At 40.8% G+C, this 16,463-nt stretch carries 5 protein-coding genes, 2 tRNA genes and 2 rRNA genes (1 of these 9 only partly in view); 5 read left to right on the top strand and 4 right to left on the bottom strand.

The window, feature by feature from the left end; genetic code table 11:
* The 4 genes from KRODI_RS10590 to KRODI_RS10575 form a co-directional block, all read right to left on the bottom strand.
* Window positions 1-1,189, bottom strand: a 23S ribosomal RNA gene (locus tag KRODI_RS10590) (it extends 1,639 nt beyond the left edge of the window).
* 279 nt (window positions 1,190-1,468) lie between these two features.
* Window positions 1,469-1,545, bottom strand: a tRNA-Ala gene (locus KRODI_RS10585).
* Window positions 1,546-1,719: 174 nt separating this feature from the next.
* Window positions 1,720-1,793 (bottom strand) — tRNA-Ile (locus KRODI_RS10580).
* 212 nt (window positions 1,794-2,005) lie between these two features.
* Window positions 2,006-3,532: ribosomal RNA gene (locus KRODI_RS10575) — 16S ribosomal RNA — on the bottom strand.
* Together the 16S and 23S rRNA genes with 2 tRNA genes alongside form the textbook arrangement of a ribosomal RNA operon.
* 761 nt (window positions 3,533-4,293) lie before the next feature.
* Between KRODI_RS10575 and thrS the strand changes: the two genes are divergently transcribed.
* The 5 genes from thrS to KRODI_RS10550 all read left to right on the top strand — a co-directional run bounded on the left by thrS (window position 4,294) and on the right by KRODI_RS10550 (window position 16,338).
* Window positions 4,294-6,240 carry a threonine--tRNA ligase gene (gene thrS / locus KRODI_RS10570; RefSeq protein WP_013751602.1) on the top strand — a complete coding sequence of 649 codons (1,947 nt, stop codon included), beginning with the start codon at window positions 4,294-4,296 and terminating at the stop codon, window positions 6,238-6,240.
* 59 nt (window positions 6,241-6,299) lie between these two features.
* Window positions 6,300-6,812, top strand: coding sequence for a translation initiation factor IF-3 (infC, locus tag KRODI_RS10565; protein WP_262485281.1), 513 nt, complete (start codon window positions 6,300-6,302; stop codon window positions 6,810-6,812).
* A 118-nt stretch (window positions 6,813-6,930) separates the two neighbouring features.
* A complete protein-coding gene (gene rpmI / locus KRODI_RS10560; RefSeq protein WP_013751600.1) occupies window positions 6,931-7,128 on the top strand; it encodes a 50S ribosomal protein L35 in 198 nt (65 codons plus the stop codon).
* A gap of 119 nt (window positions 7,129-7,247) precedes the next feature.
* The gene (gene rplT, locus KRODI_RS10555) at window positions 7,248-7,592 is read left to right on the top strand and encodes a 50S ribosomal protein L20 (RefSeq protein ID WP_013751599.1); all 345 of its coding nucleotides are present in this window, start codon (window positions 7,248-7,250) and stop codon (window positions 7,590-7,592) included.
* 235 nt (window positions 7,593-7,827) lie between these two features.
* Entirely contained in the window at window positions 7,828-16,338 is an 8,511-nt protein-coding gene (locus tag KRODI_RS10550; RefSeq protein WP_013751598.1) for a T9SS type B sorting domain-containing protein, read from the top strand.
* Window positions 16,339-16,463: the final 125 nt, after the last annotated feature.

Genomic DNA, 16,463 nt, shown 5'->3' with positions numbered 1-16,463 from the left:
CCATAGCTTCGGTAGTATGTTTATGCCCGATTATTATCCATGCCGGACCGCTCGACTAGTGAGCTGTTACGCACTCTTTAAATGAATGGCTGCTTCCAAGCCAACATCCTAGCTGTCAAAGCAGTCCAACCGCGTTTTTTCAACTTAACATACATTTGGGGACCTTAGCTGATGGTCTGGGTTCTTTCCCTCTCGGACATGGACCTTAGCACCCATGCCCTCACTGCTGATTAACATTTTATAGCATTCGGAGTTTGTCAGGAATTGGTAGGCGGTGAAGCCCCCGCATCCAATCAGTAGCTCTACCTCTATAAAACTATAAATCAACGCTGCACCTAAATGCATTTCGGGGAGTACGAGCTATTTCCGAGTTTGATTGGCCTTTCACCCCTACCCCTCAGGTCATCCCAAGACTTTTCAACGTCAACGGGTTCGGTCCTCCACTTTGGGTTAACAAAGCTTCAACCTGCCCAAGGGTAGATCACACGGTTTCGCGTCTACTCAAACTAACTAAAACGCCCTATTCAGACTCGCTTTCGCTACGGCTCCGACTCTAAAAGTCTTAACCTTGCTAGTTAAAGTAACTCGTAGGCTCATTATGCAAAAGGCACGCCGTCAGTCCGAAGACCTCCGACCGCTTGTAAGCGTATGGTTTCAGGTTCTATTTCACTCCCTTATTCAGGGTTCTTTTCACCTTTCCCTCACGGTACTGGTTCACTATCGGTCTCTCAGGAGTATTTAGCCTTATGGGATGGTCCCCACAGTTTCATACAGGGTTTCACGTGCCCCGCACTACTCAGGATACCACTATCTGTAACTGTCTTTACTTATACCGGGCTATCACCGTCTATGGCTACTCTTTCCAAAGTATTCTAATTCATAAAGCACAAAATATCGTGGTCCTACAACCCCAGCAATGCCGTAACATTACTGGTTTGGGCTAATCCGCGTTCGCTCGCCACTACTAGCGGAATCACTATTGTTTTCTTCTCCTCCGGGTACTTAGATGTTTCAGTTCTCCGGGTTTGCCCCATTTCTGGTACTATATCTTCAATATAGTGGGTTGCCCCATTCGGATATCTACGGATCAATTCTTGTGTGCAGATCCCCGTAGCTTTTCGCAGCTTATCACGTCCTTCATCGCCTCTGAGAGCCTAGGCATTCCCCATACGCCCTTAATTAGCTTATTGTACTTATTGCTCTTTTAAGGGCTTATGTATAAAATACATAAACCTTTATATTATAATGAGTTAATCATATTATATTCATATTCTTGCGTATATAACCGGCTAGGTTACATACGACTTCTCGTATTCTTTAATTATTTCCCAATATGTCAATGAACGTTTTCCCATAATCAGTATAAAATCTATGTAAATAAAAACGTATTGCACTTTCGTGAATCCTGTGTTTTTAAAAACTATATCCTTTATACCTAAGGATGATAATTACTATAAAGTAACTATCTTGGTGGAGAATATCGGAGTCGAACCGATGACCTCCTGCGTGCAAGGCAGGCGCTCTAGCCAGCTGAGCTAATCCCCCATTTTTATGAAATTCCGATGATGACATCAGTTTTCGAATGACGAAGTAATGATTCTCAACTTCTAAAATTTCCTTCAAAATGCAATAAAATGAACATCGCGATTTATTAAGCTTTCGCGAAAGCGTAACTAACAATTAAACACATCTTTTAAAATATGTCTACTTATTAATTAGTAGTCTCAGGCAGACTCGAACTGCCGACCTCTACATTATCAGTGTAGCGCTCTAACCAGCTGAGCTATGAGACTGTAATTAAACAATCTATAGTTGTTAAGTAATAGTCTTAAGTAAAAAACTCAATACTAAAGTCTAACTACTATTTACTTGTTTATTAAAATTAAATCGACAGCTATTGAAAACTAAAACCTATTTTGACCTTTCGGTCGTAAGTCGTTTGCTGTGTATTACTGGTATTGTTACATATAAATACATAACGCACAATAACAGGGACAAGCTCTAGAAAGGAGGTGTTCCAGCCGCACCTTCCGGTACGGCTACCTTGTTACGACTTAGCCCTAGTTACCAGTTTTACCCTAGGCCGCTCCTTACGGTGACGGACTTCAGGTACCCCCAGCTTCCATGGCTTGACGGGCGGTGTGTACAAGGCCCGGGAACGTATTCACCGGATCATGGCTGATATCCGATTACTAGCGATTCCAGCTTCATGGAGTCGAGTTGCAGACTCCAATCCGAACTGAGATAGGGTTTATAGATTCGCTCCTGGTCGCCCAGTGGCTGCTCTCTGTCCCTACCATTGTAGCACGTGTGTGGCCCAGGACGTAAGGGCCGTGATGATTTGACGTCATCCCCACCTTCCTCACGGTTTGCACCGGCAGTCTGGCTAGAGTTCCCGACATTACTCGCTGGCAACTAACCACAGGGGTTGCGCTCGTTATAGGACTTAACCTGACACCTCACGGCACGAGCTGACGACAACCATGCAGCACCTTGTAAATTGTCCGAAGAAAAAACTATCTCTAGTCCTGTCAATCTACATTTAAGCCCTGGTAAGGTTCCTCGCGTATCATCGAATTAAACCACATGCTCCACCGCTTGTGCCGGGGCCCCCGTCAATTCCTTTGAGTTTCATTCTTGCGAACGTACTCCCCAGGTGGGATACTTATCACTTTCGCTTAGTCACTCAGCCCGAAAGCCAAACAACTAGTATCCATCGTTTACGGCGTAGACTACCAGGGTATCTAATCCTGTTCGCTACCTACGCTTTCGTCCATCAGCGTCAATATATTGTTAGTGATCTGCCTTCGCAATCGGTATTCTATGTAATCTCTAAGCATTTCACCGCTACACTACATATTCTAACCACTTCACAATAATTCAAGACATACAGTATCAATGGCAATTCTATGGTTGAGCCACAGACTTTCACCACTGACTTATATGCCCGCCTACGGACCCTTTAAACCCAATGATTCCGGATAAACGCTTGCACCCTCCGTATTACCGCGGCTGCTGGCACGGAGTTAGCCGGTGCTTATTCTTATGGTACCGTCATCAGTCTACACGTAGACCTTATTCTTCCCATATAAAAGTAGTTTACAACCCATAGGGCAGTCTTCCTACACGCGGCATGGCTGGATCAGAGTTGCCTCCATTGTCCAATATTCCTCACTGCTGCCTCCCGTAGGAGTCTGGTCCGTGTCTCAGTACCAGTGTGGGGGATCTCCCTCTCAGGACCCCTATCTATCGTAGTCTTGGTAAGCCGTTACCTTACCAACAAACTAATAGAACGCATAGTCATCTTATACCGCCGAAACTTTAATGTCCAAATGATGCCATTCAAACATACTATGGGGTATTAATCTTCGTTTCCAAAGGCTATCCCCCAGTATAAGGTAGATTCTATACGCGTTACGCACCCGTGCGCCGGTCGTCAGCAAGTAGCAAGCTACCTCTGTTACCCCTCGACTTGCATGTGTTAAGCCTGCCGCTAGCGTTCATCCTGAGCCAGGATCAAACTCTTCATCGTGTATTGTAAATAAATTTAACTCCTCACGACTCGAAATATCTGGTCAATAATAAACTTCTAGTTTTCAAATTCTTTGTAATAATACCCGAAGGTATTAATACGCGCTGTCAATTCAATAAATCAATGAACTTTCTCTACCACTATTAATAGCAGAAAACTCTTGCAAATGCTAAGGATTCGAACCTCAAATTAGAATAACTAATCTTCCAAAACATCTCAATAAAAACTTTTGAACTTCGCTAGATATATTACTGTTTCTCTAAGCGGGTGCAAATATACAACTGTTTTTTAAACTCACAACTTAATCTCAAAAATAATCGAAAATTTAATTTTCAACCTCTAAAATCAAGCAACAATCGCAATGAACATAACTCCCAAATAACCTCCATTTGTTAGCGGCTGCAAAACTACAACCTTTTTCCTAATTACAAACTATCTTTTTAAAAATAATTTGAAGAAATAAAAACAAACTTTTTAAAGACATTTAAAAGAACAACCGCTTGCTGTTAAGCGGGTGGCAAAGATACACCGAAGTTCTAATCTGACAAGAATAAATATCAAAATATTTAAAATTATCTCAAAATAGACCTCCTAAAACCACCCAAAAACCCCTAATCAAATGAAAACAAAGCAGTTATTGTATTTTAAATTTTCGCGAAAGCGAAACAATCTTTCTCCTTATTATATAGTCAAACAGAATGTAATATATATTGTAAACCTTCATTGAAGATACTATCTTTGCGCCTTTAAACAATCGAACTATGATCAATATCACTTTGCCAGATGGCAATGTAAAACAGATGGACAAGGGAGCTACTCCTATGGACGTCGCAAAGAGCATCAGTGAAGGACTGGCGCGTAATGTAATTTCGGCAAAATTTAACGGGCAAACGGTTGAGACCTCTACCCCACTTACCGAAGATGGTTCGATCACACTTTTTACCTGGAATGATGATGAAGGAAAGACAGCTTTTCGTCACTCTTCTTCACACGTACTGGCTCAAGCAATTTTAAAATTATATCCTGGAGCAAAACTTACTATAGGACCAGCCATCGAAAATGGCTTCTATTATGATGTTGATCTAGGTGACCAAACTATATCTGACAAGGATTTTAAGTCTATAGAAGACAAAATGCTTGAAATCGCTAGAGGTAAACACGATTTTAGCTTGCGCTCTGTCACTAAGCAAGAGGCTCTAGATAAATACAAAGCAGAAGGCAACGAGTTTAAGGTAGAACTTATCGAGAACCTAGAAGATGGAACAATCACCTTCTGTGATCATGATGATTTTACAGACTTATGCCGTGGTGGTCACATTCCGAATACAGGAATCATCAAGGCTGTAAAGATAATGAGTGTTGCCGGAGCTTACTGGAGAGGTGATGAGAACAAACCACAACTTACTCGTGTTTATGGAACATCGTTCCCAAAACAAAAAGATCTCAAGGAGTACTTAGAATTAATAGAAGAAGCAAAAAAACGCGATCACAGAAAACTAGGTAAAGAGCTTGAACTTTTTACTTTTTCTCAACGCGTGGGTCAAGGTCTACCATTATGGTTACCTAAAGGAGCTGCGCTACGTGAGCGTCTTGAAAACTTTCTTAAGGCTGCACAGAAAAAGCAAGGCTATGAGATGGTAGTATCTCCACATATAGGACAAAAGGAACTTTATGAAACATCTGGTCACTATGAAAAATACGGTGCAGATAGCTTCCAACCTATACTTACACCTAACGAAGGGGAAGAGTTTTTACTTAAACCTATGAACTGCCCTCATCACTGTGAGATATATAATAGCCGCCCTTGGAGTTACAAGGAACTACCTAAACGTTTTGCAGAATTTGGGACTGTATACCGCTATGAGCAATCTGGCGAACTTCACGGACTAACTCGTGTACGTGGTTTTACTCAAGATGATGCACATATATTCTGTACGCCAGATCAACTGGATGAAGAGTTTATGAAAGTTATAGACTTAGTGCTTTATGTATTTGGATCTCTAGGTTTTGAAAACTTTACAGCGCAAGTTTCTTTACGTGACCCAGAAAAACCAGAAAAATATATAGGAGCAGATGAGAACTGGGTGAAAGCAGAAAACGCTATCCTTAATGCTGCCAAAGCTAAAGGACTTAACTATGTTGTTGAAACTGGTGAAGCAGCTTTTTACGGACCAAAGCTTGACTTTATGGTTAAGGATGCTCTTGGTCGTAGCTGGCAACTAGGCACCATACAAGTAGATTACAACTTGCCAGAACGTTTTGAATTGCAATACAAAGGTAGTGATAATGAAATGCATCGCCCTGTGATGATTCACCGTGCACCCTTTGGAAGTATGGAGCGTTTTATCGCAATTTTACTAGAGCACACGGGAGGAAACTTCCCACTTTGGTTAATGCCACAGCAGGCCACTATTTTGACATTGAGTGAGAAATACGAGAAATATGCTCAGAATGTTTTAACTTTGCTTGAAAATCACGAAATTCGCGCTATTATAGATAACCGCGGTGAGACTATGGGTAAGAAAATACGGGAAGCAGAAATGCAAAAACTTCCGTTTATGATTATCATAGGAGAGCAAGAAGAAAATGATGGCACAATATCTGTAAGAAGACATGGTGGTGAGGATTTAGGTAGTATGACTATAGACGCTTTCGCGAAAATGGTAAACGCCGAGATAGCATCCACAATAAAAACATTTGAAGTTTAATTTAAAATAGAAACGCCATAGCAATACGTAGAAAAAGATCGAGAGGTCCTGCTAGGATCATTAAGGAAGACCAACACAAAATCAACCAAAAGATTCGTGCCAAAGAAGTACGACTCGTGGGAGAGAACGTGGAAGTAGGGATTTACCCTATCCAAAAAGCACAAGCATTAGCTGCAGAATTAGAGCTAGATCTTGTAGAGATATCACCTAATGCCGCACCGCCGGTTTGTAAAATTATAGACTATAAAAAGTTTGTATATGAGCAAAAGAAGCGCGAGAAGGTAATGAAGGCAAAAGCCTCAAAAGTGATTATCAAAGAAATACGTTTTGGTCCGCAGACAGACGATCACGATTACGAATTTAAAAAGAAGCATGCTGAAAAGTTCCTTAAAGAAGGAGCAAAACTTAAAGCTTATGTATTCTTTAAAGGTCGTTCTATCATCTATAAGGATCAAGGAGAAATACTACTTCTAAGGCTAGCACAAGAGCTAGAAGAATTAGGAAAAGTAGAACAACTCCCGAGACTAGAAGGAAAGCGTATGACAATGTTCATCGCTCCTAAGAAAAAATAAGCTTGCCTACAAGCATAAGTTGTTAGTATATAGCAGCTAGACATAAAACCCTCCTACTCTTTTGAGTCAGGAGGGTTTAGTAAGAAAATAAGTGAGATAATTTAAAAAATAGGAACAGATGCCTAAAATGAAAACAAAATCCAGTGCTAAGAAGCGTTTCAAGCTTACCGGAACTGGTAAAATCAAAAGAAAGCACGCTTTTAAGAGTCACATTTTGACTAAAAAATCTAAAAAGCGTAAGCTTGCGTTAACGCATGATGGCCTTGTGCACGATGCAGATACGAGTAATGTTAAATTGATGCTTAATCTTAAGTAATCCGTTTAACCGGTTAAAACAAATATTTTTAAACCCTGGAGTATGGCCTTCTCTCCGCTTAAGAGAGAGAACAAAAGAGTATACAGCGTGTACCGCCTGCTACAAAAACACATTAAATTATGCCTAGATCAGTAAATTCAGTTGCTAAAAGAGCCCGTAGAAAAAAGGTGATGAAGCAAGCCAAAGGTTACTTTGGAAGACGTAAAAACGTTTGGACAGTAGCAAAAAATGCAGTAGACAAAGCAATGTCTTATGCATATAGAGACCGTCGTCAGAATAAAAGAAATTTCCGTTCATTATGGATTACTCGTATTAATGCGGGTGCTCGTATGCACGGTATGTCTTATTCTCAGTTTATGGGGAAAGTAAAAGCAAATGGAATCGAGCTTAACCGTAAGGTGCTTGCAGATCTTGCTATGAACCACCCAGAAGCGTTTGAAGCAGTAATCAATAAAGTAAAGTAAGGCGCGAGCCTCATTTAATAATACATCTCACTTATTAAAAAGTCCTGCTCAAAGAGCAGGACTTTTTGTTTTAAAAAACTTCTATAACATTCACTAGTAATACTGAGTAATTCAATTTTCGCTAAATCTTACAGTAAAGCTATGTATCAATAATCATAATTTTAAGTCTTGCAAAGAGTCAGTTAGCCAATTATATTGTTATTTTTAAAGGCTTCACAGCATCCAACTGAAGGCTATGCAGATTAAAAATTACTCTTTACTTGTATTATTTCTATTTTCCTTTATATCACTTAGTGCTCAACTAGGCAACACTCATTACATACCACCTCTACATTCTCGAGTGGGTGTTTCTAATGCAACCATCTATTTGTCTACCCCAAATGGTGATGCAACTACTCCAATTAACGTAACTATATCTAGTGGTAATGGAACCCTTCTATCAACCCATCAGATATGGAGTGGCGCTACAGATTTTTACGAAATAGATGTGTTTAACAATTCTCCAATACTTGTTGATAATACCGAGCTCAACTCCGCTCTACAAGGAAAGGGGATCATTATAGAAGCAGATGATTTGATATATGTAAGTCTTAGAACTTTTGTAACAAATCACGCTGGGTATTTAACTGCCAAAGGAGAAGATGCGCTGGGGCAACGTTTTAGATTAGGAAGTGCACGCCTACTAGAAACAAATGGTTCTCATAGTTTTTTTGCTAGTGTAATGGCTACTGAAGATAATACTACCATCTCCTTCTCAGATTATGATACTGCCAATATGATTTTTGAAAACGGTTTAAACCCCTCTACTATTCTTAATGCAGGAGAAACTTTTGTAGTATCTGGATATAGTGGAACTATAGCAAATAGTGAAGGTTTTATAGGTGCGCTGTTAGAATCTGATAAGCCTATTGTAGTAAACTCTGGAAACTTAAACGGAAACTTCTATCAAGGTCAATATGCAAATCTGTTTTCTGATATGTTGATTGATCAAATTGTGGATGAAAGTTCTACAGGTTTTGAATATATGCTTATACGAGGAGGTGGTAATGATAGTTCTGAAGTTCCATTAATAATAGCAAATCACGACAATACTGATATTTACGTGAATGGGAATCTTGTGGGGACTATAGCTAATGCAGGAGACTTTATTTATTTAGAAAGCCCTAGTTATTACCTCCCTGATGCAAATGTGCAACATAGAAATATGTATGTTACAACCAACGATCCCTCTAAGACAATTTATGTTTACCAGATGCTAGCGGGCAGATCAGGTACTAATGACGATCCCTTTGCTGGAAATGGCAATAATTTTCCTAGTGCGACGCCAGGAATGAATTTTATACCACCTTTGAGTTGTTTTTTTCAAAACACTGTTGATTTAATTCCAGCTGTGCGAGAAATATACCCTGGTAATTTTGAAAATTTTACAGGAGACATTTTAATTACTTCTAGAGTAGGAAATACAGTCACTGTAAATGGTAATACACTAGACATCTCTACCGCGCTAGCTAATCCCGGAACGCCAGACTGGGAAACATATTACGTAAGTGGTCTCAATGGAGATGCACAGATTATTGCAGATGGTCCTATTGCAGCAGGTTTGTTTGGCGGATTTCAATCTGCAGGATTTGCTGGATATTATTCAGGATTCTCAGTAACCCCAGAAGATACTACTACTGATATTTGTTCTCAAGCAGGACCTATTGATTTACTTGAGCGTTTCAATGGAAACCCACCATCTGGAGGAGTATGGACACCTCCATTAGATAGTGGTACAAATATTTTTGATCCAATAACAGATCCTGTTTCAAATCCTTCACTTATTTATAATTACAGTGCTATTGGAGATTGCGACCCAATAGATATCGATATTGCAATTACTCTTATTAATAATCCATCATTAGACCCTATAAATGATATTGATGCTTGCGAGTCATACATTCTTACTGCCCCTTCTACCCTTTCGGGAAATTTTCTCAACGCCCCTCAATACTTTAGCGGACTACAATCAGATATGACAACAACAGTTATAGACTGGACTGTACCTATAACAGCTACTACGACAATATTTGTTTATGATGAGAATTTTGGAGGTCCAGATTTATGCCCAGAAGAATTAAGCTTTACAGTCACCATAAGTGACGAAGCTGTTGCAAATCTTGTACCTACAATAAGAATTTGTGATGATATTACAAATGATGGAATTGCAATATTTGATTTAGAGACTCTTACTGAAACAACTATTCTAGGGACACAAAGCGAAACAAGCTTTAGCATAACTTGGCACACAACTGAACAGCAAGCTATAGATAACGTATTATCCTTTTCTAATCCTTCGGCTTTTGAGACTTCTAGTACAACAGTGTATGCAAGAATTGAAAATAATTTTAATAACTCGTGTTTTGACACAATCGCAATACCTCTATTTGTAGATGCACAACCTACGGCTAATGCTGTTACCACTCAAAATATTTGTGATGATCTATCAGGTGATGGACTTGAAATAATTGATTTAACAGATTTATCTTCTATAGTACTTGGTAGTCAAGATGCTTCAACATTCAATATTGACTACTACCCTACTAATGGTGATGCGATCAGTGGCACTAATATTATTGCTGACCCAACTACTTTTAATGTCAATGGAACTGATACTATAACGGCTAGAATCTATAATTCAGATAATAACTTATGCGCTCAGTTTACAGATATTACTGTGAATATCATCCCTCAAGCTACTGCTGTACATCCAGGAGATTATATTGTCTGTGATAATTCGATTGATGGAAGTGACACCAACGGCTTTGCAAATTTTGATTTTCTTACTTTAAATTCAGTAATTCTGGATGGCCAAAACCCCTCCGTATTTAATGTAAGCTACCACGCTAACCTAAATGACGCAACATCAAATTCAAATCCCTTGCCGTCTACATTTTACAATACAGATGCTGGTGGACAAAGTATAACTGCACGGGTTTCAAATAATCAGAATGATTCTTGTTTTGCTATGACCACTTTTGATATTGTAGTAGCGCCACTTCCGGTAATCGCGACACCAGTCTTACTTAGTCAATGTGATACTGACACAGACGGATTTGCTCTATTTAACTTGACCGAAGCTGAATCACTTTTAAGCCTTAATTGGCAAAATGAAACCTTTACTTACTTTGACTCTGGTAATAATCCAATATCATTCCCTACCAGCTATACAAATCAAACCGTAAATAATGAGTCTATATTTGTAACCGTTACTACTTCAAATGGCTGTATTCTTCAGGGACAAATTAATCTTGAGGTTGACACCTCTGAGATACCTGATACGTTTCTATTAGAATATTTTGAATGCGACACGGACAATGATGGTGAAGCAATTTTTAATTTTTCGGACGCGACGGCACAAATCCTAGCGCTTTTTCCTGTAGGGCAAATGCTTACAGTCAGTTATTATGAAACACAGCAAGAAGCAGAGACTGAAATTAGTTCACTTAATAGTATCATAGATTCTTATACTAATAACCTAAATCTCACTGATAATAGTGGTAACCAAAATATTTGGGTACGCGTAGATGGTGACACTGCAAATGACTGTCGTGGTTTAGGTATGCATATACAACTCACCGTCACTCCCAACCCAACATTCTTACCAAGCATCAGTAGTATTGAAACCTGTTCTGCTGTAGCCAATGCTGCTACTTTTAATTTAACGCAGCGTATAGCAGAAATTACTGGTGGAGATGCAGATCTAGAAGTTACTTTTTATGAGAGCATTGCAACTTATACGGCTGCAGCTCCTGTGGCGATTGCAAGTCCTGCCTCTTTTTCAAATAGTAGTAACCCGCAGACTATTTTCTATAGTCTAAGAAGTACAAGCAGCACGTGTACGACGTTTGATACAGCAATGAACTTTGAGATTATTGTGAATCAGAATCCTGTGGCAATTACGCCATCAGAGCTTCAAGTGTGTGATGATGATGGTGTAGTAGATGGATTTACCACGGTTGATCTTTCTCAAAAAGATGCCGAAATCACTAGTGGTTTTAATGCAAATCTCACGGTAACCTATCACTTGGACGCTGCTGGCGCTACTACTGGCGATGCAAGTATTCCAGATAGCACGATGTTTACCACCACGAGCAATCCTCAGATTGTAGGGGTACGTGTGACTAATAATATAACAGGTTGTTTTTCAACGACGAGTATGAGCATCCGTAGCTTCCCAGTGCCTGTGGCTGTCACTCCAGCCGATTATGAGGCTTGTGATGATGATAATGATGGTGTATTTGACTTTTTTGTACTTTCTTCTAGAGATGCCGAAATCACTGGTGGTGACCCTAGTTTAAATGTTGCCTACTACCTTACCCAGGCAGATGCAGATAATGCGCCTGTAGGTCAAGAGCTGGACGCAGCAATGTATATCAACAACGACCCTTTTGAGCAAATCATTTTTGCTCGTGTGTTTAATGCGATAGGTTGTTATGACACGACACCACTTACGCTGAGAGTACTTAACAGACCGATGCCTAATGAAAACCCAACTCCTTTTACGCTTTGTGACGATAATAGCGACGGACTACAGATTTTTGATTTAAGCACGCAGGTAGTAAATATTTTAGGAAGTTTAGATCCTGCAACTCATAGTGTGGAATGGTTTTCTTCTCTCGCTTCCGCGGAAGCTGGAACTCCTGCCATCGCAACTCCTAGCGCTTACACCAGCAATACGGCAACTGTTTTTGCAGTGGTGACAGATACGGCACAACCAACGACCACAGCTACTTTTTGTAGTAACATAGCGACCCTTTCTCTTGTTGTAAATCCGCTTCCTACTCCAGTGCAACCTGCCGAGTATGAGCTTTGTGATGATCTAGAGAGCGGTAGTGATACCGATGAGTTTGCAAGTTTTGATCTTCGTAGCCGTGATGATGAGATTACTGGAGGTAATGATGACTGGGCAGTGAGCTATCACCTTACCCAAGGTGATGCCGATGCAGGTGCGCCAGCACTTCCGGATGTATATCAAAATACCGTGATGGCTAACCAAACTATTTTTGCTAGAGTAGAGAATATTGTAACTAATTGTTTTGAAACCACTACACTTACTTTAGTGGTAAACCCATTACCATCACCTACCACTATTGCAGCGGTAGAAGAATGTGATACCATGGCAAACGATGGAGATGTAGATAATGATGGAGATGCCATATTTGATCTTACAGGACAAGTAACTACAGATATTATTAATGGAGAGACGTTTATGTCACTCACTTTTCATGAGACACTCGCTTCCGCGGAACTAGGAAGTCCATCGATAGCAACTCCTGCAGCTTATGAGACTGCATCTAGAACAATATATGTACGAGCAACCGATACGGACCCAGCAACAGCAACCCAGTGTTACCGTGTTATCGAACTAGTACTTACCGTACAACCAGCACCTGTACTTCCAGCGGTGATTCCAGATTTAACCTCTTGCGATGATAATGAAGATGGACAAGCGCTTTTTGATCTTACTCAAAACGATGCAATTGTTCTAGGAACACAAACCACTGCTGATGTTACCCTTACCTATCATGAAACCCTTGCTAGCGCAGAAGCGGTAGTAGGAAGTGCAAGTGATATGCCCGTTGCCGATCCGCTGAACTACTTAGCAAGTGCGCCAACCATGCCAATCTGGGTGCGTCTAGAAAATACAACTACAGGATGTACGGTCGTTGGCACTTTCAATCTAAACATAGCGATGATCCCAGCAATCACACCTCCTGGTGTTTTTGAGGAGTGTGATAGCGAAGGAGCACTGGTAGGCACCGATACTGATGGAATTACAAGTTTTGATTTAACAAGCCTTGATACTTTAATTACTGGAGGAGACACCACTTTAAGTGTTAGCTATTATGAATCGCAAGCAGACTTAGATGCTGGGACAACCAATGCGATTTCTACTCCAACAGCTTATGTAAATACAGGAATGAGTCCGCAGACCATTTTCATTTTAGTTACAAGTGATCAGGCAGGAATGTGTGGTGCTCAAACTACGGTAGACCTTCAGGTGAATCCACTGCCAGTCATTGGAGAGCCATTACCAGCGGCAGTAGCTTGTGATGAAGATAATGATGGCTTTGGAGCATTTGACCTGCAGCAATATAATGACGACTTACTAGCAACAGTAACGAATGTAGCCTTACGTTTTTATGAGACCTTAGATAATGCATCGGCAGATACAGGAGCAGGTCAGATAGATATTACGGTTCCTTATAATAACATTTCAGGAATGACTTCGCTGTATGTCGTTGCACAAGACACGGATGCTACCACAGCCACAAGTTGTACGAAGATCTATGAGTTTGAACTTATTGTATTCCCTATTCCAGAGCTTCCAGCAACACTAGCAACCCTTGCTGCTTGTGATGATAACAACGATTTAATGGAAATCATTGACCTTACCCAAAATGAGTCAGCGATTATAGGAACGCAAGATCCAGCAACCCTTGTCATTACCTACCATAATACACAAGCAGATGCTGATTTGGGAATCAATCCAATTGTAAACCCTACCGCTTATACAGCAACACAGATAACACCACTAGAAACTATCTGGGTACGCTTACAAGTAAGTGATGGCTCTCCAAATATATGTGCTGCCATTGGTTCCTTTCAGATATCGGTAGAGACACCACCTACGGCAAACCCGAATGGTGATGAGCTAGACCTGATGATTTGTGATGATGATACAGATACTTTTACCGTATTTGACTTGAGCGTAAACCAAGCCAGTCTCACTGGTGGTGATCCGCTGCTTACGGTGACGTATTATGAGAGTCTTGCTGCTTTGAATGCCGGAACTCCTATTGCAGATCCTTCGGCTTACACTAATATTTTAAATCCTCAGACCATCCAGGCAGTAGTATCAAGTCCAGCAGGATGTAGTGATGGAACGACCTTTAATATCGAAGTATTACCACTGCCAACGCCAAATACCAATCCAGATGCGCTAGAAGTGTGTGACACGACTACAGATATCGATACAGATGGTGACGGAGTGATTGATGCAGGTTCAGGTTCGGCAACAGATGGTTTTGAAGTCTTTGATTTAACAGCTGCTATTGCACAGATTGCGGGGGCAGAACCGGTGAATATAACGGTGTATACAGAACTCGCTTTTGCGGAAGCGAACCCAGACGACACTACGCTCGCCATTACAGATGTGACTGCGTTTATCAATACCGTGACTGGCAACCAAACATTATACGCAAGGGTGGAACGTGATGTGCCAGGCGATAGCGACTTGGATAGCGACGGAAATCTATGTTTTGTAGTAGTTCCTTTTGAAGTGGTGGTAAACCCGCTACCGATCTTGGCAGCAGCAGGACCTGTAGATTATACCTTCTGTGAAGAATTTGATGGTGATGACGCGATGGGAAGTGTCGATTTAACAACCCTCGCAGATTTGGCTGGATTACTTGCTGCGCCGCAGGTAACCAGTGATTTTATGATCACTTACCATGAACTAGAGGTGCAAGCGGCAGCAAATGCAGCAGCGCTTAGCTCGCCATACACGGTGGCAGATAATCAAGAATTATTTGTACGTATAGAAAATGCGACCACGGGATGCGTGAATTTCACCAGCATCATCTTTACGGTAGAATCACGCCCAGAGGTATTTCCAGCATTTAATATCGTGCAATGTGCAGACGATTTTGGAGTAAATATCGCACCAGAGCAAAGTACGGCAACTTTTGATCTTACTCAGCAAAACGCTGTCATCACTGGAAACGTAGCCGTTACTTCCGTAAGTTATTATACTAGCCTTGCAGATGCGCAGGCGATGACAAATGCGATTGCTACTCCTAGTGCTTTTGAAAACACAACGAACCCGCAAGTGATTTATGCTAGAGCGGTAAACACTGCAAGTAGCTGTGAGAGTAGCACGATAGAGAGTTTTGAGATATTTGTACAACCGTTACCATACACCAACTTAACTCAAGAAGGCGGACAGATTTGTGTAGATGAGATTACAGGCGAAGCGCTTAATCCGTTTATCATTGATGGTACGGTGGAGAGTCCGCAGATTGGGGTTACTTATAGTTATGCTTGGACACGCGATGGCGCATTAGTATCGCTAAACCCTGAGGTGACTATTGATGCTGCAGGGACGTATCAAGTGATGATTACCGCTACTTATGGAGATGGCACGAGCTGTGATTATGTAGCAGAAGCGGTATATAGCGCAGAGAGCGCACCCGTTTTTGAAGCGGTCGTAGTAGAATCTTCCTTTAACAATAGCGGATTATACACGGTAGAAGTAATTAATGTTACAGGAGCAGATGTCGCTTCAGCATATGAGTTTGCGATAGATGATGGGCCGTTCCAGAGTAGTACTACTTTTACAGGAGTAACACCGGGGACACACACTGTTTTTGGAAGACTGGCGAGTGGTAACTGTAGCGTATCAGAAGTAGAGATAGGGATAATTGATTACCCAAGATTCTTCACGCCAAATGCAGATGGTTTCCATGATACATGGAATATCATAGGACTGGGAGTAGCACCAAACTTAAACGCAAAGATCTTCATCTTTGATAGATATGGAAAACTCCTAAAGCAAATCAGCCCAGTAGGTGCAGGATGGGACGGTACTTTTAATGGACAACCTATGCCATCAAACGATTACTGGTTCCGCGTAGAGTTTACAGAAGTAGACGAGCTAGGAACACAAAGAACCGTAAACGGACACTTTACATTGAAGCGATAAACAATCATCATCTAGATTTAAAAAGCCCTCAGTATATGATACTGGGGGCTTTTTTATGTATTGATGTTTAGAATAGAAATATATCAGTTATCTGCTAAGTAATCTTAGCGTTTAAGCAAGTTTTA

The organism is Dokdonia sp. 4H-3-7-5 (assembly GCF_000212355.1).
GTDB lineage: Bacteria > Bacteroidota > Bacteroidia > Flavobacteriales > Flavobacteriaceae > Dokdonia.
Note: the sequence above shows the minus strand (reverse complement) of the source record. Positions and strands in the feature narration are given on the sequence as shown.